This is a genomic window from Ruegeria sp. EL01, from assembly GCF_900313035.1.
Classification (GTDB): Bacteria; Pseudomonadota; Alphaproteobacteria; order Rhodobacterales; family Rhodobacteraceae; genus Ruegeria.
The window spans coordinates 1-19,668 of record NZ_OMPS01000026.1 but is presented as its reverse complement, the minus strand read 5'-3'; the positions used below and the strand labels follow the sequence as shown (position 1 = coordinate 19,668).

The following is a 19,668-nucleotide window of genomic DNA, read 5'->3' as shown; positions in this document are numbered from 1 at the left end:
GGGTTAAACCAAGTGTCAGTTGCTTGAACAATTGGTGAAACAAAGCCATGGCACATTCTGTCAGCGCTGCTTTGGCGCGCAAACTGTCGGTCGGGCAGGACGATCTAAGCGATCGCCCACGCTCGGTTCTGCGCGCATTGCGATTGGGGGTCGCGCGGGCGGCCGGGGACCGGCTGAACCTACCGCTTGCGGTTATCGGGGTCAGGCAATCTAACCGACCACAAAATGAAGCAATCGAAACGCTTGGCGAAGATTGGTTGTTGCTGTTGTTCAGCGGCCCAGAAGGGGTTGCGGCGGCATGTCTGGACCCCAGCTGTGTTTCCGCCATCGTTCAAACCCAAACAATGGGAGAGGTGATGGCGGACCCGCCAAGCGCCCGTGCGTTTACCGATACGGATGCCGCCATGGCGGCGCCCTTGATCGAAGAAGCACTGATGCGGGCTGCCACTCTGGTCGAGGCTGCGGCCGATCAGGACAGCCTCACGGGGTACGACTACAGATCACGTTCGGCAGACCTGCGGAACCTGTCCCTTGCATTGGTTGAGGATACCTATCGCGCGTTCGAATTGACGGTCGACCTTGCGGGAGGGGTGCGGCAGGGGCAAATCACCGTTTTGCTGCCCGATCACCCGTTTCTGCCAGAAGAGGCTGACGCGTCGCATGTAGAATCGGGACCAAATTTGGAACATTCCGCGGGCGTCGTTCGGGCAGAATTAAACGCAGTCTTGTGCCGTATGGCGCTACCTCTGGCGAATCTGTCTGGGTTGAAAGTTGGGGATGTTGTGCCTTTGACCGGATCCCGCCTGGACCGGACCGAAATCCTGAGCATAGATCGCAAGCGGGCGGCAGTCGGGCGTCTTGGTCAGTGTGGCGGGTTGCGAGCCATTCGCGTGAACGAGCACGCTCCGCTGCCTGCTTTGGCAGACACTGAGGCGGCAGAGTTTGTTGCAAGCAAAACAAGGGCGCCACAGCAGGACATTCAAGACGCTTCGGACTTGGTTCCGGACACGCTGGACGTGACATCGTACAAGGTTGAAACTCCTGACCCGGAACCGCTGGAGAGCGAGCTGGATTTTGCAAATTCGGATCAGATTGCCGCCGAGATTTCACAACTGGCGGGTCTGGCCGGCGCAGAGGATGGGCCAGAGCGCAGCGGCTGATTTGGTGGTCAGCTCAATCCGTGGTGTTTCGGATTTGATCCAAAGTCGGACGCAAGCCTTCCAACTGGTAACCCGCTTTCGTGGTGGCGTTTAGAATCTCATCTGTGCTCATGGAATCACATTGCCCCAAGGCCCAGACGACCGAGCAGCGCGTGCCCGAGGCACAATAGGCCAGGACCGGGCCGCTGCACCTTTCGGCCAGATCACGCTGTAGCGTCACGTTTTCCGGAGTCATCGTTTGATGGGTCAGTTCCAGAACCTCGTATTCCAGCCCGGCGGCCCGTACAGCGTCGCCAATTGCATCGGATTGCATATTCGCAGGAACTTCCATGTTCGGGCGATTGCAGATGACTTTAACGAACCCAGCCTCGGCGATAGCGGGTACATCCTCGACCGTGATCTGGGGCGAGACGGAATAGCGGGGGGTTATTGGTCGAATCTCCATGCTATTTCCATAGGCCGCGTCTGCAGGTCTGTCCAGTTTGACCCTTAGTGTTGCGCTAAGTGCTGTTGCCAATCTTTAGGCAACCGGCTGAGATAAAAGCCGAGGTCGAGCCCGAGTTTCGGAACACAGCCAACATTTCCGGCCTGCTTAGAATCCGGTATGCCTGATGTTCAACCTGTCTGCACGCCAGCAGAATTACAGTTTGTTGATAGGCACTTTCAGAAACACATCGCCTTGTTCGTCAGCGGGTGGCATTTGTCCCGCGCGCATATTGACTTGCAGCGAAGGCAAGATCAGGCGCGGCATGGCCAGAGTCGCGTCTCGGGCATCGCGCATTTCCACGAATTCTTCGATGCTGCGCCCTTGTCCGATATGGACGTTCAGCGCTTTTTGTTCACCCACTGTGGTTTCCCATGCGTATTCATCGCGCCCCGGCGCCTTATAATCGTGCCCAACAAAGATCCGAGTGTCATCCGGCAAGCCAAGTATCTTTTGGATCGATTCGAACAGCGTTGTGGATGATCCACCCGGGAAATCGCACCGGGCAGTTCCGAAATCGGGCATGAACAAAGTGTCGCCAACAAATGCCGCATCGCCGATCACGTAGGTCAGGCAAGCCGGGGTGTGCCCGGGTGTGTGCAAAACATCCCCGCGCATCTGCCCGATGTGAAAGCTGTCGCCTTCGGAAAACAAGGCGTCGAACTGGCTGCCGTCACGTTGGAATTCGGTGCCCTCATTGAAGACCTTGCCAAATGTGTCTTGCACGGCAACGATCTGGGCACCGATGCCGATTTTGCCGCCCAATTCCTGCTGCAGGTATGGGGCAGCAGACAGGTGATCCGCGTGGACGTGGCTTTCAAGAATCCATTCAACCTTCAAGTCCTCGGATCTGACATAATCGGCGACCTTGTCCGCAGCATTTGTTGTTGTTCGACCCGACGCGTGATCAAAATCCAGAACACTGTCGATGATTGCGCAGGCACTGCCTTCGGGCTCTTGCACAACGTAGGAAACCGTAAAGGTCTGGCCGTCAAAAAAAGCTCTCACTTTAGGTGTCATGGTGTCCTCCGCTCAGGCAGCTCCGGTCACCTATGAAACTTGGAATATGAAGCAAAAGTCAATCCGACCTTTGATGTCCATCAAAGCAGCTTCGACTAAATCGGATTAAACTTTAGCCAAACCGTGCCTGATCGCGGAAATTGCCAGGATGTCCGGCAAGATTCCGCACAACTTCAAGGTAACTTATTCGAGTCTTATTCTCGTTACCTATATCTGTCAGAATGACACCACTTGGGAGGATGGTTATGACAACAGCTAATCTGTATTCCGAAGCTGAGCAACTTGAGCAGAAGCTTCACAACGCGTGTCTGGATACGCGTCTGGCTTTGCAGCCCAGCGTAAGCAAGGTTGTTGATCGGATGCGCCGGCAAGGGGTGCATGTCCCGTCACGCCTGCGTCGTCTGGATGCCGCGCTTTGTGAAGACGCTATGGAAGCGCGCTTTGACAATATGCCGGTTTGAACCGGTTGGTCATCCAAAGGAGATCCCGAGGATGACCAGCATCAAGCCAATCACGGAAAGAAACAACGAACCCAGATTCCAGGGCAGCACGCCTTGAACCACTGCGCGCAACTCATCATCTGACAAGCCGGACTTGCGCGCTTTCATCACGCGAAAGATGCACCAGATCAGCCCGACGAGCCCGGCCAGTGACAGGGCGGCGCCGCCCCAGGTGATGAATTCGAACATGGTGCCCCACTTTTGTCCGTAAACTGCGCCCGCGCTTAGCGGATCAGACCGGATCGCACAAGCCCGGTCCAGGATTGGGTGCTTGCGACCCGAGCAGCGGCAATGTATCCGGCATATTGCCCGATGTCACAGCATCAGATTTCAGCCTCTGGGAGAGACGTAAATGGAAGATATGACCGAAGATCAGGCCGCCGCCAATTACCGGGTGACAGCTGGTGAACTGCGCCAGTTTGTAGAACGGCTCGAACGGTTGGAGGCAGAAAAGAAAGATATTGCCGAACAGCAAAAAGAGGTCATGGCCGAAGCCAAGGCTCGTGGTTACGATACCAAAGTCATGCGCAAGGTGATCGCCCTGCGCAAACGCGACAAGGACGACATTGCCGAAGAAGAGGCGGTGTTGGAAATGTACAAAGAAGCGTTGGGTATGTAACCCGGCAAACCGTTTTGTTACGGTTGCAGAACCCGAACATTCGGCATCGTGCGGATCTTGGCCAGATCTTGTTCGTACAGTTCCGAAAACGCGTTGACGATTTCCGTGTTCCAACCCGGCAGATCCAGTTCTTCTTCGATCTGCTCGGGTTGGGCGTGATCCTCAAAAATCTGTACCAAACCCTCCCGCAGCGATTGGCTGTCCTTTGCGGTCCCTTGCTGGATCAGTTCCAGAAGCTGGGTTTTTCCAGTTCCAGTGAGAAGCGACAAAAGCAACGCATATTCATCCTTCAGAGCGACGTCTTCACCTAGTCCCGCCATAGCCCGAACAATGTCTCCCCAAATCAGCGGCGTGTCTTCGTTTTCCCACAACGTAAGCTGAACCCCAGGGGCCAGATCACCAAGATCTTCGATCATGCTCAACCAGCTCAGGCAACTCAGGTCGGTACTGCCCAGGATCGCGTGCCTTTGGTCTTCATGCAGTGACATCAGAATTTTGGGTATGAAACTGCCTGGATTAACCAAACCGACAAATAGTTCGACTTGGGCCCCTTCAAGCAGCTTTTCGGTATAGGCTGTTCGCTTGCCAGCAAAGGGGTAGATCTGGCCGTGCTGAAGCGCTGTTCTCCTGGGCCCGAAGAACTTGTCGCTAGAGATCATCAGGCGCTCGGCATTCAGATCGTCGGGAAAGATCTCGCGCAGATTCTCTTGCGCGTCATCGACCGGCACGCCTTTGATCACCGAATCGGACATCACTTTTACGAACTGCCGGCTGTGACGCGGTCCGAGAGGAAGGGACCGGGTTTGGGCAAGGACCGCCTTATTCGCCAAAAGGGACCCCAGCAGTTGACCGTCATCGGTAAAAGCGGCGCCAGCGTGGATAACAACCTGCATTCTCTTAAACACCCTACGGCTTTGCCGGGTCCGTCACGGCCCGTGCTTTCAACAGTAAACCCTGTATTTTCAATAGAATGATTATCTGCACTTTCTCAGGAAATCGGGCAATCCCCAAGTTAGAGTTAAAATCAGGCTTGCAGTCCTTTGCGAGAGACAGTAATCGACAGCTCGTGCCCCTATAGCTCAGCTGGTAGAGCAACTGATTTGTAATCAGTAGGTCCGCGGTTCGAGTCCGTGTGGGGGCACCATCCAAAACGCGTATTTTTCAATACCACAAAATATATATACCTAATAAATTCAGGTTCTTACCTGTTTCTTGGTTGGGTTTGATATGGGTTGGGCTGTATCGTGAACCTTGTAGCGAACGCGGTTTTACAAGGACTCGATATGCCGCATATTAAGTTCACAGATTCGAACGTCAAAACGCGGTCGGGGACAAAACGACATGGTTCACAGGCCCCGGCGGAAAGGGTCTGCTTCTGTGCGTCACCAAAGGCGGGTTCAAAACATGGTGGGTCAATGTGAGATTGTGAGGCCCAGAAGAGCCGCGCCGTCAAACTCGGCCAGTGGGGAAGCCATGATTTGGCAGGCTTAGAACATCTCATCAATGGGTCAACAACTTGGCAATGCCCCCAGAAGTTGTTAAGGGATTTTGACGATCTCTGAAACGAGCATCATCGCAGGCAAACGCAATCAGCGTGAGACAGGGCATTCAAAAGTAAGATGCACAAGACTATCAACGTGTCTCCTAGTGACCAGGCGTTTGAAAAGATTGGAACATACGATTTCCTATCTGTAGATATTTTTGACACGGTACTGTTTCGGCACTGCAGATCTCCTGTCGACGCATTCAGTTTCATGTCAACTCAGGATCCGGTAATACGGGTAACTGAGTTTTTTAAAGACTACCGGGTAGCAGCCGAAAATTTGGCGCGTGAAGACGCTACGAATAAGAATCGGGAAGATGTTTATCTCGATGAAATTTACAATTGTTTCAGGCAGTTGACGAATTGCAGCCATCAAGAATCTGAGCAGATTAAGCGGCTTGAACTTGAAACTGAAATGGACCTGCTTCACGCAACGAGCTTCGGCAGCAAGTTGGTTGCCCACGTACAGGAAACGAACAAACGATTTGTCATTACGTCGGACATGTATCTACCGCAGGACTTTCTTGAACGGGTTTTGCAGGCAAAAGGCATAACCGGCTGGGAACGTGTCTTCGTCTCAAATGAGCAAGGTAAAACCAAGCACACAGGAAGTCTGTTCGACGACGTTGCCGCGCATTTCAGTGTACCGAATGACAAAGTTCTGCACGTTGGTGACAATCGGCATGCCGACGGCAAAATGGCCGTTCATGTTGGCATGCAGTCTCACGTGATTCTGGCCAGCAAAGACGTTCCCTCAAGATCTCCCAAACCAAAGCGCCATACTAAACTGCTTGCAGGAGAGCGCCCGATATCGCAAATCTTTGCGGCGAACTTCCTGGAAACACATTATTACGACTCAGACAAGCTGGACTTCCGGACTTTGTCCGAAGATCAGTATTTTGAGGCATTCGGCGCGCTTATGGTCGCACCTTTGATCACGTCGCTGCTGATTTGGGCGAAACAGGAACTGGACAAGAGAAACATTTCGCGCATTGCATTTCTTGCACGCGACGGCATGTTTCCGAAAGCGGCTTTTGAACTATTGTGGCCGGATGGATATGAAACTCAATACGTGGCGGCTTCGCGGCGGCTGCTAACATTGCCATTTACCGTTCTGGACTCTGAAACGATGGGCGGGATGTTCCACGCCACTTTGGAGGGGTCTGACACAATAAATGACTTCATCGAGAAGATATCGGGGGGGCCGAAGCTTCAGGCGTTGTTCGACAGCCATGGCTTTGTTGGCACCGAAAAACTGTCGCGAAAAGAAAGAAAAGCAGCGCTAGGCCTACTGAAAGAAAACCCTGATACTTTCTATCGATCTTTCGAGCACGAACGATCCGTGCTGACCAAATACTATCGTACTGCCTTTCCCGCTGGCACCAAGACCGCGACATTTGACGTCGGCTGGCGCGGCAGTCTTCAGCGCTCAATATGCGAGATCGTTGACAAAGACGCGCATATCTTTGGGCTGTACTTCGGAACAAGCAAGCACGCGACATCAATACTTCAACGCAACGGTCTCGAATATGAAAGCTACGCAACATCCAATGGGTTGCCAGTTTTTAAGCAACCTTGGTTCGATGAATTTCGTGATATTGTCGAGTTTGTTTGCTCGGCAGACCATGGGAGTCTGTTGCGAATTCGCGAAGACGAAACCGGCAAGATGTCTTGGGATTTGTCAGATGTAAGCGACTCGGAGGCCAAAAACCTTCAGCGCGCCGCGCGTATTCAAGATGCCGCATTGCGTGCGATCTCATCCGTTCTGCAAGCGATACCAGCGGATTCATTGGCCAAGTATACAGATCCAAAGGATGAACTGGACATGCGGCAATTCTTGAGTAAGCCGCATCGTCAGGACGCCATCCGCTTCAAGAATGTTAGGGTGTTTGCCGGTGTCGGCGACTCTGCTGGTGAAAGCCTGACACGAATTGGTGAGTTTAATACGCATTATCGCAATGCAAAGAATAGTCGCTGGCGCGCCGCTTATGGCGCCCATCTCAATCCTGTAACATTCGCTTGGCTAAAATTCGTTTTGCGCAAAAGAAAGAAGATCAAGCTATAACCGCAGGACCACTCAGCGGGCGGTTTTAACCTCGCGGTCACGACGTTTCTTTGTGTTGGCCGGAATGTCGTAGACAAAGTGCTTTTCCAGCTCTGTCGCTTTGCCTCCAATAAACGAACAGCTTCCTGGAACGCCGACGTCTGGATACTTGTCGCCAAGATACTTTATTCCGCGCCAATACCTGTCGGTGACAAATCCTTTTGAGTAGTGCTGAAATTCAAGCGGAACAACTAAGACCGGAATGCCGAAATTCTCCTGGGCATTGATACAGAGGTCTTCCGCGTAGAGATCGAATGTCAGATTCTCGTCAAATCGCAAGCCGGGCCTGTCCCGCAGAAGCTGCGTATGCAGCAGAACGGCTACGCAATCCAGAGTTTCGACCCAGGTAAGAGCAGTTACAGGAAGGCCAACAGAAAGAACTTTTAAGCCATTTTTTTCACTGCATCTATGTTGGCCAAACGCGTTCGGTTCGTGTCCATCCATCTTTACACCGAAGGTGCCGTACACGGCTTCTTTTGCCAGGTTTTCGGTACTGAACAATTCACCCTGTACTTCGAAGTCCTCGTGAACAAAGAAGAGCCACGCGTCTTCTTCCAGGCGCTTCTCAATTATTTCGTTGTAGATTTGCGGCAACCCGGCAGCCCGTTCGCGATTGTCTATCAGATGAATGCTCTGCCCTGACAAATTCGAGTTCTTCTGAAAGAAGTCGGTCGCCATTTTTTCATTCACATACGGAACGAAGATCTGCAACGGATCTTTATTCGAGTTGTTCATTTGCCGACCTCAGTCAGTTTTTCCGCCGCAAATAGCGTCGGATTGAGTTCCAGTAAGAGATTTTCGTGGGGTGGCGAAACATCGTACGACGCCAATCCATCTGATCGATATCATCGCGCAATGACAAACGTTTTAGAGCGTCTGGAAGAAGCAAGTCATAGTTCCGCAACTGCTGAAGATGTATGTTCTGAAGATCAGCGAGTGTCTGGTTTGAGTTTCCATCAGCGTTCCAGAAATGGCCGATATTTCTCCAAATGCCGCGGTCCGGACAGAGGAAATGCGGGACACCTTCGAAAGCGCTATACTCACGATTTGTCGGAGCTGATATCAGGCGGGAAAAACAAAGCTGATTATAGTGCACCAACTCCTGAGCATCCAGGGCATCCACCCTAGAATGCACCAAACGAAGGAAATCCAGCGCACCGCGTTGAACGGTCTGCATGGCAAGATTTCTAATTTGCATAGCTGAGATGACATTTCCATCCGCAGGAGTGAGCTCGCCCGTCACTGGCCTAAGTTTAGAGACTCCAGAAGTTGGACGTGAGAACAGCAGCTCAACCAACTCGGTGCACTGCATGATTGTCGCTTCGTAGTCGGCTGTCATAGGCCCGCCGAACAAGTAACCTGAAGCTCGTTCGCTGGCGCTCGTACCGGTTTTGGTCCCCAAGAAATATCCGTGCGCGCGCCCATTGATCAGCTTCTCGAACACGTTGAAAACTGTCAGGTCCCAATCGACATCCACGATGGCGATACTCTGATCCTGATCAAGTCGGCTATTTATCTCATCGCTGAGTTGGGCGTGATCTGTGGCTGGTGCTTCCAAAAGCTCTTCGCGACTGAAGCCGGTCAGCTCTAGAACCGAAACCTGAGGAACCGGAAGTTGAAGGATGTCAATCGCCTGTTCGACGACATACCCGGCGCGTTGAGATAACAGTATCTGATCAACACCGTCTTGGTTCGCACGCTGTGAGATGTAGTTGCAAAAACCAAGTAACAAGGGTCCGCCCATGTTGAAGCCGTAAGCGTAGAGATCGGCTTCCTCTGGATCGACATGTGGAAGGCGAGCCGCGATATGGCCCCGGATCAAGTTGGTGGTTAAGGTGGCCTCTCCGATACCAGCATTGCTGAATGGGATATCGCCCTGCCGCAGACAGTCCGGGAGCGGCTTCACATGCACCGCAAGGATACCGCAAGCAAGTGCATTTTCGACATCCGCGACCAGGTCAGCACCAAAATGGAGGATACGGTGCGGCGCGGTGCGTTCCTCTTTGATCATGAAGGAAAAAATACGCCCATTGAATTTTCCAAGCCCATCACGGCGGTGATCACAAGAGGCATACTGCTCATCCAGTTCAATCCCGTTCGTCTCAAGCAGTCGGGCGGCCTGGGTCTTGCTCAAATATGAATCGCTCAGACCGATCACTCGCTTGCCCTTTTGCCGAGCAATCTCAAGAATCAATCCAATGACGGAATCCGCATAGCTGAACTTTTCTTCCGCCAGTAACTCGTCTTCGGGTTTCACTCCGTGGCCTGGGAAGAGAACCGAAAGCACGTCGTAAATCTCTTCTAGGCTAACCTCAGGAGCTTCGTCGGACCCAAACCGACGCCGAGCAAGCCGTTCAGCTTTCCGCCGGGCTGAACAAAAACCAGTGACGTCAAATTTTTTCTCCAAATATCCGTAAACATCCGCCGCGCTCAGCGCGTAACGTGCAAGCAGCGTTCCAAACACATCAAACGAGATGATGTCGTGGCCATCAATCAGGCTAGATATTGTGGAAAGGGTATGCCCGGTGCGCCGAACAATTTCGGCTTTGTTGTATTCTGGTGAAGGCATGTATCCCCCAGCGTGAGATGTAATTCAAATTCAGTTCACCTTTACCAAGACAAACAGACAACGACCAGCGGTGACAACGAAATCAGGGCCTCAGGTTCAGCTGAGCGTCTGCACCTTGATGTTCACCAATGGATAAGAGCGTTCTTCCTGGAAAAACGTGCTACCTCAAACTGACAAAACTGCAATCTCAGAAATTCTGGCGCGCTCATAAGGTCACAATTCGTTGTGATTCGAACGTATTGCGGCTGGATCGGGATAGTTCACTTCGAACTTGGGTAAATGTGGTGATGAAAGCCCATTTTGGATGTTGAGGAACGCAGGCGATTGCGCTAGCCCATTCTTATCCCTGCTTGCACAGATAGGTATAGCTTATTATGGAATTTACATCCCTTGCCACACCAGAGGTAAAGCTGATTACACCAAGGCGCTTTGGCGACCACCGAGGATTTTTCGAAGAAACATATAACTATGATCAGTTTTCGGCCGCCGGAATCGAAACTATCTTTGTTCAGGACAATCATTCCCTATCAAGCGAGATCGGAACAGTCCGAGGTCTGCACTTTCAAGCACCTCCCAAGGCACAGGCGAAACTGGTGCGTTGTGGCCGCGGAAGACTGTTTGATGTCGCGGTGGATATTCGCAAGGGGTCTCCGACGTTTGGTCAGTGGGTTGGCGAAGAGCTGAGCTTTGAAAATGGGCGCATGCTTCTGGTTCCCGCAGGGTTTGCCCATGGCTTCATGACGTTGGAGCCTGATACCGAAATTGTATACAAATGCTCGGATACTTACGCGCCCGAAACCGAAGGCGCGCTACGCTGGGATGATCCAGACGTCGGTATCGATTGGCCGCTGAAAGAGATAGAGAAAAAACTGTCGGACAAGGATCTCGTTGCGCCGCTTTTGTCAGAACTCGAAACTCCTTTCACGCTTGAGGATGCAGTATGAAACTTCTGGTTACCGGAGGTGCGGGCTTTATCGGTTCCGCTGTTGTTCGTCGCGCCATCGCCCAAGGCCATTCAGTGGTGAACGTGGATTCGCTCACTTACGCAGCCTGCCTAGACAATGTCGCCTCGGTCTCAGACGCGCCGGGTTATGCCTTTGAACAAGCTGACATTCGGGACGCGGAAGCGATGGCACTCGTACTGAGAACCCACAAGCCCGACGCCATCATGCATCTTGCGGCTGAAAGCCATGTTGACCGGTCGATCGATGGCCCCGCTGCCTTTGTCGAAACCAATGTGACAGGCACCTATGTTCTGCTTGAAGCAGCACGCGCTTATTGGACCGAAGCAGGCAAACCCACCGACTTCCGCTTTCACCACATCTCGACAGATGAAGTTTTTGGGTCATTGGGTGAGACCGGATTCTTCACCGAAGAAAGCCCGTATAAGCCAAATTCACCTTATTCTGCGTCGAAAGCCAGTTCAGACCATCTTGTCCGCGCCTGGCAAGAAACCTATGGGCTGCCGGTTGTATTGACCAATTGCTCAAACAATTACGGCCCATATCAATTCCCCGAGAAGCTGATACCGGTGGTAATCCTTAAAGCACTGTCAGGGCAGCCTATTCCGATTTATGGAAAGGGCGACAACATTCGCGACTGGCTGCATGTCGAAGATCATGCCGAGGCGTTGCTATTGGTTTTGGAAAAGGCGACTCTGGGGTCAAGCTACAACATCGGTGGCGAAAACGAGATGACGAACCTCGACCTGGTGAAAATGCTCTGTGGCATTCTGGATCGACTTCGACCAGCCGAAACCCCCTATGCAGAACAAATCACCTTTGTTACCGACCGCCCAGGGCACGACCAGCGCTATGCAATTGATCCAACGCGGATAGTTGAAGATCTGGGTTGGCGCCCGAAGCATACTCCGGAGACTGGCTTGGAACAGACGGTTCAGTGGTATCTGGATAATGAGGCGTGGTTGAAGGCGCTACTGGCGCGTGATGGTGTCGGAGAACGCCTGGGTGTAGACAAATGAAGATACTTGTCTTTGGCCGCAGCGGGCAGGTTGCCAGTGAATTGCAAAGACAAGCGGCAGCTCGCGGCATTGCAATAGAAGCGCTGGGCCGCTCAGAAGCCGACCTAACGAATGCTACAATGTGCTCTGAGCGCGTACGTGAATCCGACTCGGACGTCGTTATCAATGCCGCTGCTTACACCGCCGTCGACAAGGCCGAAGACGAAAGCGACCTTGCCCGGTTGATAAACGCCGATGCTCCCGGGGCGATGGCGCGCGCGGCGGCGGCTCGTGGTGTGCCATTTCTTCATGTATCGACGGATTATGTCTTTGACGGATCCGGCGACATGCAAAGAACAACAGAAGATCCGACGGGTCCGCTGAGTGTTTACGGAACCACCAAGCTGGCTGGCGAGCACCAGGTGGCTGAGGCAGGCGGTTGGCATGCGATCCTGCGGACCAGTTGGGTCTTCTCGGCGCATGGAAACAACTTTGTAAAGACCATGCTGCGACTTGCAGAAAGCCGCGACCAGCTGAGCATCGTGGCAGATCAGGTTGGCGGTCCAACACCGGCCGCGGATATCGCCTCTACACTTCTGACCATGGCTCAGAACGGACCCCGGGTTGAAGGCGGCCTGTTTCACTATTCCGGAGCACCGGATGCAAGCTGGGCCGATTTCGCGCGTGAGATTTTTTTGCAAGCAGGCCTTGCGACTTCGGTCGAAGACATTCCCACCAGCGCTTATCCGACGCCCGCAGCGCGACCGGGGAATTCACGCATGGATTGCTCGCGGCTTGAGAAAATTCATGGGATTCCGCGCCCTGACTGGAAAGCGGGTTTGGCCGATGTGCTAGCTCAGTTAGGTCAGATCAAAGCGCCATCTTCGAAAGGTTAAAACATGCAACGTAAAGGAATTATTCTTGCCGGTGGCTCGGGAACGCGTCTCTACCCGATTACAATGGCAGTTTCGAAGCAGTTGCTGCCGGTTTATGATAAGCCGATGATCTTTTACCCCCTAAGCGTTCTGATGCTGGCGCAGATCCGCGAGGTCGCGATCATTACAACGCCACAGGACCAAGAGCAGTTCATTCGCCTTTTTGGTGACGGAAGCCAATATGGATTGAGCCTGACATGGATCGTGCAAGACTCTCCTGATGGGTTGGCCCAGGCCTACACGCTGGCAGAGGATTTCCTTGCCGGTGCCCCGTCGGCAATGATCTTGGGCGATAATGTTTTCTTCGGACACGGCCTGCCGGACCTATTGGCCGACGCAGATGCTAACAAGCAGGGCGGGACGGTTTTCGCCTATCGCGTTGCCGATCCTGAACGCTATGGGGTTGTCGCCTTTGAAGGCAAAAAGGTTCAGGAGATCATTGAGAAACCGAAAGATCCACCGTCAAACTATGCGGTTACCGGTCTCTATTTCCTGGATGGCGATGCACCGGCACGGGCCAAGAAAATCAAACCGTCAGAGAGAGGTGAGCTTGAGATCACCTCACTTTTGCAGATGTACTTGGATGAAGACCTGCTCGATGTTCAAACCATGGGCCGGGGTTTTGCGTGGCTGGATACCGGAACACATGGCACCCTGCTTGAGGCGGGAAGTTTTGTTCGCACCTTGACCGAACGCCAGGGGATGCAGACGGGCAGCCTGGACGAAATCGCATGGAGTAACGGGTGGATTGATGATGCGGCCCTTGAGCGGCGCGCGCAAATGTTCGCAAAATCAACCTATGGCACTTATCTGGCCTCGCTCCTGAATGACTGAGTTTAGCTTAGTTTTTGGTATCACGGCTTAAGACCTTACCCGCATTCGTTTTGTACACATGCCAGTTTTTGACGGTTGCGCTTTTGGCCCAACCGTCCTGCTTTATGTTGGCGTGTTGCGGAACCCCGCCATACTCTGACGGGAAGCGAACGGATTGTGCATTCTGCTGCCTCTCCGAATGTTGCAACCAGGTCTTCAATCTCATTCACCGGGCGCTGCACCAACGGATGATTTTGCTAACCTACGATCCTGCCCCCCAAACCCGGAGCAGCCCCGCCTTGGAAGAATTTTTTGGTTCGCCAGGCGCGAGGAATTGTCGGAAGAAGTACGACTTGAAACCTGGTCCGATAGCTCATCGCCATACAAACTGAACCGAGTTCGTATGGCGATGAGCTATCGGGCCTTTTTGATTTCGCTGAACAGTTCGGCCAGCTCTGCGGCCTGTTCATCGACGCTACGGATTTTATCGCTGTTTGGATTGATCCACCCGGCCAGATCGGACTTTCGATCCAAAATGTCTTCGATGGCCTTGGCAAGGGCCTTCGCACCGCCATCCAATGGGATTAGCGTCCCGTTTATGCCCGGCGTGATCGCTTCCGCCTGGCCGCCAAGATCTGTCGCGATGACCCATTTGTTGCGAACTAGTGCTTCGCGGACAGTCAACCCAAAGGATTCAGGCCATTGTGACGGAAACAGCAAGACATCAACTCTATCAAAGAATTCGTCTCGGTTTGCCGCGCTGAACGGTGGAACGACCAAAATCTCACCCTTAATGCCAACGGAGGCTGAATCAATTCGGGAACCGAAGACTTTCCTCGCATGATCGACCAGCGTTAAACTCCAGTCGTTGCGGTCAAGTGCGTTGAAGGCCTCCTGCAACAATGGAAACCCCTTAACGACTTCCATGCCCGCGACGAAACCGAACCGAACCGTCTGTCCGGCTGCGTTCGGTGCTGTCTTGACCGGGATTTCAATGCCGTTTTCACAGTGCATGACCGAACGTTCGGGCAGGCCGTTGTCGATATGAAAGTTTGCCCAATACTTAGAGGGCGCAATCAGTTTTTGTGCGCCTTCGAGCGCGGGTTCCAATCGCCGGTTACGTTTCTTGATATCGATTGTCGATCCGACACATCTCTGGCAAACCTCGTGGTCCAAAACAGTTTGACCGCAGTAATTACCTTCTTTTGTCACCAGAAACTGCCGCGCGCACAGCCACCACGCATCATGCAGAGTAATGCAGTAGGGTATGTCGAGCTTATCGCAAACAGCGGCCAGTTCGCTTCCAAGCCCTTGAATTGAATGGAAGTGTACTACATCTGGGCGCGTGGCGCGAAGCACATCGGCAAAGTGATCCAACACCTCTTTCGGAGCGTTTTTCGCCCAATCTGCATCTGACTGGCAGCTAAACCGAAAAACTGGATCGCCGTTAGCTTGCCGTCTAACCAAAATGCTATCTGCTGCACGGCCAGGTCCGGTTGTAAAAATGCTGATATCAACGTCATGCCGCGCTTTTAGTGACTCCACCAGGTCCTCAACTAGCAAGGTCGCTCCGCCAAACGATTGTGGCGCGTAGAACACGTTCACCATCATTACATGCGTATTGTTGCGATGAGGTTCGGCGATATACTCTCTGGTTATTGGCAACAACTGGCGGTCTCTGATGGCGTCCGGGCTATAGTGGGTCACAACGCTCTTGCGCGCAGCTTCGCCAACCTGAGCCCGCAGTTCAGCATCCTCGATGAGCGTTTTGAGCCCGTCGTACCATTCTTGTCTTGAGGCCGCGAGAAAACCTGTTTGGCCATGCTCGATAGCCGTACTAAACGCCGCGACAGACGAACAGACCGAGGGCAGCCCGACAGCTGCTGCTTCCAGGAATTTGATGTTACTTTTGGCGTGGTTGAATTCTACATCAACGAGCGGTGCGATAGAGATATCGTCATCCGCCAACATGCGCAGGTATTCGCTGTAATCCAGCCGCCCGGTGAATTTAATTCGCGACTCAAGCGCATCAAACCCGGATGGCAGCGTCAGTTCCCCGACGATATGAAGCCGGACGTTGTGGTATTCCTGCATGATCTGCAGAATTGCATCGCTTGCAACGTCGAAGTCAGCATTGTGCGTGTTGGTGCCAGAGCCATAGACGATTGTGACCGAGTCCCCGCGCTTTGTGCTGCTAATACTCTGCGCAATCTCGAGCGTTTCGGCGTCCAGTGCGTTCTCCAGAATGAACGATGGCGCACCGTTAGTATCGGCCATTTTCGCGCACAGCCTGCTGGTGCTACCGATGTTGAAATCCGCGAGCATAAGCGCCTGCCGATAAAGCTGCGCTCCATTCATCAAATTCTTTAGGTCGGCGTCGCTGAACTCACGGAGGTTCGGGTTGAGCTTGTAGTTTTCGACGTCAAAAATCAGGTCATCAATGTCGTAACCACGTGGAATGTTTAACCGCGCAGCTTCGTGAAATTGTTCAACAACTTCGGGGACGCCTGGGACACGATAAAAAATCACAAGAGTGTGGGTTTGTAACGCGATCAACACGCCTTTGTTGTCCTGCCATTCCATTATGTTCACATCATAGCCCAAGGATTCAAGCGCGTTAGCTTTCTGTGTCACCCGGTACTTTGTGCATTGAGGGATAGAAAGTTCGGCGACGATCAGAATCTTTGGCGACATCCGAGTAAGATGAGTGTGTTCTGGGTGCTTGCCGAATACGGTGCTTTGTAGCAGGGATGTGATGGAATTCGCTTGATCGCCCTCGTTTCTCGAGAACAGTTCCTTGTCCAGCTCACTTAGGGCGGCGGGTTTGCGAAGTGGCTTCTTTCCTCGAATCTTGCGGCTCAGATCCCTTGGAAAATGTTTCATTAATTTCAGGCCGCGTTTCAGTAGCCACCCTCGGTCATTTACCAGTCTCAGCACATAGTCCAGCTCAAACTCATTTTCTTCTCTTAGGTGCTGCAGTCTTTCTTCGGCGAGAGCTTCGATTTTCTGGTCGAATTCTGAAATCTGTGAGTCCAGAGATGAGATAAGATCTTTTTTTTCAACGACAATCTTCCTTTCCGCGAGAAGCTGGGTTTCGAGTTCCTGGCACATCTGTTTGTCGCTCATCTGACCACCAAAGGCAGAAAACAGAGTTAGTACGGTGTCAATGCCATCTGAAGCCGTTGCCAAATTAACAAGGTCGCGTAGGCCTTCGGAAATTTCCTGGCCCCAGAACAATACACCAAGACCATGGCAGTGCTGGAAATTGAAAGATGGTCTTTTGTCTTTCACTTCTGCCCAATATTGGTGAATTCCAAAATTTCTCTCGCGAACCTCGGTGTCGTGAAACAGTACCACGGCCGATGAAGAGAGTTTTGGAATCCAACTCTCAAAATCCTCCTTAACGTCTTCATAGAAATGCCGACCATCGACGTGGAGTAAATCTACGCTTCCGTCCTCAATGTCATTCCGCGCGTCAGAAAATGTTTTGCGGAGAACGTGACTGAAGTGGCCATATTTTTGGTTTTCGGTTACAACACTTTGATAGACACTTTCATCATACAGGCCGCTGTTCTCATCGCCTTTCCAAGCATCTACAGCAAAACAATCTGTCTTTAGGCCACCGTCCTGAACCGCCTCACACATTGCGAAATACGAGTAACCAAAGTGGGTTCCTAGCTCCACAATTCGACGAGGCCGCATGGCCCTAACCAGCCAAGTTGCGAAAGGGCCGTGCTCAAGCCATGAGGTTAAGGGCCGGTATGAGGGACAAGAGATTTTGTGGCCGAGAAAACTAGAGCTATTGTGATTCATCGTCGCTGATCTACCGCCTCAGATTAATAGTATTCAAAGATCAATTAATCTTTGACAATCAGACTACGCCGCTATTCGTGTCCCCAGAGCCTAATGCCGTCCAGAAAACAGGTTTTGACTGGTGTGTTATGCTTTGAATTTTACCTGATCACAAATGATAGTGAGCCTTGGGTCATGAGCAAGCTCATTTTTTCTGCTTGGCCAACTGGCCCTTTGCCAGTTCAGCTCAGTGTCAAAGAGGCCGATGTTAACTGCTGGAAATACCACCCATCGGCTCCGAAACCCATCGTCCCGACGATACCAAGGCCAGTCATGCACGAACAACCAAACTGGACCACTCAGGTGAGGTGGATCACTTTCTAATATCAGTTAGTGTAATGACCGCGACGGGATTTACAGATGTCGAGTAGATGCTGGTGCAGGCGGTGGGACTCGAACCCACACGGGCATACGCCCTTCAGATTTTAAGTTACTGAGTCCGAGATATTTTATGGCCCAATAGCACCTATTGAGGGTCCGCGAGCCCAAGAAAACAAGACATCATCGTCTCATAGCACGTCCTGAGACCTCTCAGGACCTAACCGGTACATGGCCTGAAACATGGCCCACGGAGGCGATCAAGGATGACCACGAAACTCACGCAGGCGACAGTGTCACGGCTCTCGGAAGAACATCCAACCGGCACTCAGATCTACGACAGCGAGGCGAAGGGCCTCCGGCTAGTGGTAGGCAAACGAGGAATCTCCTACAAGCACGTCGGGCGCATCAACGACGGCACCGACCGCTACGTATCCATCATAATTGGCAGGACGGACGAGGTATCGCTTCGCGGCGCCAGGGAGCGTTCGGCTGAAATCAGGCTAGCGTTGCGGCGCGGCGATGACCCGAGGACCAAGAAGGTAGCCGTGCCGACCATCGCCGAGGCTCTTGAGCGATATCTGGCAGGACGGCCTGAACTGAGCGAACGGACGACATCGTGGTACCGTCGGAAGGTCCAAGGTCCACTCGACAGCCTCCGCAGGCTGCCAGCAGATCGGATCGACCGCGAAGCCGTAAGGTCACTTCACGAGAGGCTGACCAAGAAATCTGGGCCTTACTGCGCTAACGGCGCGATGCGGGTGCTCAAGCTGCTCCTTAACGACGTTGCTCGCACCCATGATCTTCCGCCGAACCCGGTCACACGCGGCGTGCGAATGAACAAGGAACAGGCACGTGACTGGGCGGTCGGCCCTGATGAGATGCCTCGGCTCTGGCGTAGGCTGGATGCGATGGAGGACCGGGTTCGCCGCGCCTGTTGGCTGCTGATGCTGACCACGGGCCTTCGCTCCACGAACGCCCGTACGGCGAGGTTGGAGCATCTCGACGATGATGGGGTGCTTTTAGTACCCCGTGCCAAATCGGGTCGAAGTTTTCATCTTCCTCTGCCCCGCCTAATGATCCAGGAGCTCGGTGAGGTTCGGGAATTGACAACACCGCTCGAGAGCCCATTCATCTTTCCATCTGCGAATTCGAGGTCGGGTCACATCGAGCAGATGGTTCGCCTTAAGTCGTTTCCTTATGCGCCGCATCAGATGCGCCACACCTATCGCACACACGCGCTTGAAGCCGGCGTGGATTTTCAATCGGTAACAATGCTAATGGATCATGCTAACACGCACGTATCGTTCAACTACGTGACGCGGTCTCATCTGGTAGGCCATCTGCGTGAATGTCAGGAACGGATCTCTGTCCGCTTACAGTCCTTAAGAGGTTTTGTTAAAGCCCCGTCACTTCAGGGCAGCTTTAAACACCAAGAATAAACAAGCCCGCCGATACCACCCGCTGCTTACTCTACGTAGCGACTGAGGCAATTTTGGTACCACAGGGCTTTGTTGCACAAATGGGGCGAGGGATTCCCTGTTTGAATCCAGTGGGGTAGCAACGGTGCATGAGCAGTTGGTCCCCTACGAAGTACAAGACCAGGAACTGGCCTTCGTACAACACAGCGTTGAAGCAGCGCGGTTCGCTATCGATCTGGCTTGATCCTGAGATGGAATGGTACGCTTCGTCGACCGGCAAGCGCGGTCGTCAGCGCGAGTTTAGCGACGCGGCAATCCAGGTTTGCCTCACGATGAAGGTGCTATTCGGCATGCCCCTTCGCCAGACGAC

17 protein-coding genes and 1 tRNA gene are annotated in these 19,668 nt (G+C 52.9%); 11 read left to right on the top strand and 7 right to left on the bottom strand.

Translation table 11 applies throughout. The features are described 5' to 3' along the window. Window positions 1–47: 47 nt before the first annotated feature. On the top strand, window positions 48–1,160 hold the full coding sequence (locus D9K61_RS11285; protein WP_120633355.1) for a FliM/FliN family flagellar motor C-terminal domain-containing protein: 1,113 nt from the start codon (window positions 48–50) through the stop codon (window positions 1,158–1,160). A 13-nt stretch (window positions 1,161–1,173) separates the two neighbouring features. Here D9K61_RS11285 and D9K61_RS11280 read toward each other — a convergent pair whose 3' ends face one another. Together D9K61_RS11280 and D9K61_RS11275 are read right to left on the bottom strand one after the other, a co-directional pair. After that, window positions 1,174–1,605 (bottom strand): TIGR01244 family sulfur transferase, encoded by a 432-nt coding sequence (locus D9K61_RS11280; RefSeq protein ID WP_120633354.1) that lies wholly within the window; start codon window positions 1,603–1,605, stop codon window positions 1,174–1,176. A 195-nt stretch (window positions 1,606–1,800) separates the two neighbouring features. Beyond that, the gene (locus D9K61_RS11275) at window positions 1,801–2,664 is read right to left on the bottom strand and encodes an MBL fold metallo-hydrolase (protein WP_120633353.1); all 864 of its coding nucleotides are present in this window, start codon (window positions 2,662–2,664) and stop codon (window positions 1,801–1,803) included. 245 nt (window positions 2,665–2,909) lie between these two features. On the opposite strand from D9K61_RS11275, the gene D9K61_RS11270 reads away from it, so the two are divergent. After that, complete coding sequence (locus D9K61_RS11270) at window positions 2,910–3,125, top strand: hypothetical protein (protein WP_120633450.1); 216 nt, start codon at window positions 2,910–2,912, stop codon at window positions 3,123–3,125. 9 nt (window positions 3,126–3,134) lie between these two features. Here the strand turns inward: D9K61_RS11270 and D9K61_RS11265 are convergent, their stop codons facing one another. After that, a complete protein-coding gene (locus tag D9K61_RS11265) occupies window positions 3,135–3,353 on the bottom strand; it encodes a hypothetical protein (protein ID WP_120633352.1) in 219 nt (72 codons plus the stop codon). Between the two features lie 163 nt (window positions 3,354–3,516). Between D9K61_RS11265 and D9K61_RS11260 the strand changes: the two genes are divergently transcribed. Beyond that, window positions 3,517–3,783, top strand: a complete 267-nt coding sequence (locus D9K61_RS11260; RefSeq protein WP_120633351.1) for a DUF2312 domain-containing protein — start codon at window positions 3,517–3,519, stop codon at window positions 3,781–3,783. 17 nt (window positions 3,784–3,800) lie between these two features. Here the strand turns inward: D9K61_RS11260 and D9K61_RS11255 are convergent, their stop codons facing one another. Next, on the bottom strand, window positions 3,801–4,676 hold the full coding sequence (locus tag D9K61_RS11255; RefSeq protein WP_120633350.1) for a hypothetical protein: 876 nt from the start codon (window positions 4,674–4,676) through the stop codon (window positions 3,801–3,803). Window positions 4,677–4,851: 175 nt separating this feature from the next. Here D9K61_RS11255 and D9K61_RS11250 point away from each other — a divergent pair. Beyond that, window positions 4,852–4,927, top strand: a tRNA-Thr gene (locus tag D9K61_RS11250). Window positions 4,928–5,402: 475 nt separating this feature from the next. After that, window positions 5,403–7,391 (top strand): hypothetical protein, encoded by a 1,989-nt coding sequence (locus tag D9K61_RS11245; RefSeq protein ID WP_120633349.1) that lies wholly within the window; start codon window positions 5,403–5,405, stop codon window positions 7,389–7,391. A 12-nt stretch (window positions 7,392–7,403) separates the two neighbouring features. Here D9K61_RS11245 and D9K61_RS11240 read toward each other — a convergent pair whose 3' ends face one another. Both D9K61_RS11240 and D9K61_RS11235 read right to left on the bottom strand, forming a co-directional pair. Further along, window positions 7,404–8,165, bottom strand: a complete 762-nt coding sequence (locus D9K61_RS11240; protein WP_120633348.1) for a hypothetical protein — start codon at window positions 8,163–8,165, stop codon at window positions 7,404–7,406. 13 nt (window positions 8,166–8,178) lie between these two features. Further along, window positions 8,179–9,999, bottom strand: coding sequence for a hypothetical protein (locus D9K61_RS11235; protein WP_120633347.1), 1,821 nt, complete (start codon window positions 9,997–9,999; stop codon window positions 8,179–8,181). Window positions 10,000–10,373: 374 nt separating this feature from the next. Here D9K61_RS11235 and rfbC point away from each other — a divergent pair, with 374 nt between their 5' ends. From rfbC to rfbA, 4 genes are read left to right on the top strand one after another with little or no spacing between them, the layout of a single operon-like run. Beyond that, complete coding sequence (gene rfbC, locus D9K61_RS11230) at window positions 10,374–10,943, top strand: dTDP-4-dehydrorhamnose 3,5-epimerase (protein WP_120633346.1); 570 nt, start codon at window positions 10,374–10,376, stop codon at window positions 10,941–10,943. Continuing rightward, the gene (gene rfbB, locus D9K61_RS11225) at window positions 10,940–11,980 is read left to right on the top strand and encodes a dTDP-glucose 4,6-dehydratase (protein WP_120633345.1); all 1,041 of its coding nucleotides are present in this window, start codon (window positions 10,940–10,942) and stop codon (window positions 11,978–11,980) included. Before rfbC ends, rfbB begins: the two co-directional genes overlap by 4 nt. Next, window positions 11,977–12,855, top strand: coding sequence for a dTDP-4-dehydrorhamnose reductase (rfbD, locus tag D9K61_RS11220; RefSeq protein ID WP_120633344.1), 879 nt, complete (start codon window positions 11,977–11,979; stop codon window positions 12,853–12,855). The genes rfbB and rfbD overlap by 4 nt, the downstream gene beginning before the upstream one ends. A gap of 3 nt (window positions 12,856–12,858) precedes the next feature. Next, window positions 12,859–13,728, top strand: coding sequence for a glucose-1-phosphate thymidylyltransferase RfbA (rfbA, locus tag D9K61_RS11215; RefSeq protein ID WP_120633343.1), 870 nt, complete (start codon window positions 12,859–12,861; stop codon window positions 13,726–13,728). Between the two features lie 393 nt (window positions 13,729–14,121). On the opposite strand, the gene D9K61_RS11205 is transcribed toward rfbA, so the two are convergent. Continuing rightward, window positions 14,122–17,409, bottom strand: a complete 3,288-nt coding sequence (locus tag D9K61_RS11205; RefSeq protein ID WP_256386746.1) for a glycosyltransferase — start codon at window positions 17,407–17,409, stop codon at window positions 14,122–14,124. Between the two features lie 734 nt (window positions 17,410–18,143). Between D9K61_RS11205 and D9K61_RS11200 the strand changes: the two genes are divergently transcribed. Continuing rightward, a complete protein-coding gene (locus tag D9K61_RS11200; RefSeq protein ID WP_120633340.1) occupies window positions 18,144–19,319 on the top strand; it encodes a tyrosine-type recombinase/integrase in 1,176 nt (391 codons plus the stop codon). Window positions 19,320–19,447: 128 nt separating this feature from the next. Continuing rightward, window positions 19,448–19,668 (top strand): transposase (locus D9K61_RS11195; RefSeq protein WP_174235095.1); only part of this gene is annotated, 221 nt, incomplete at its 3' end.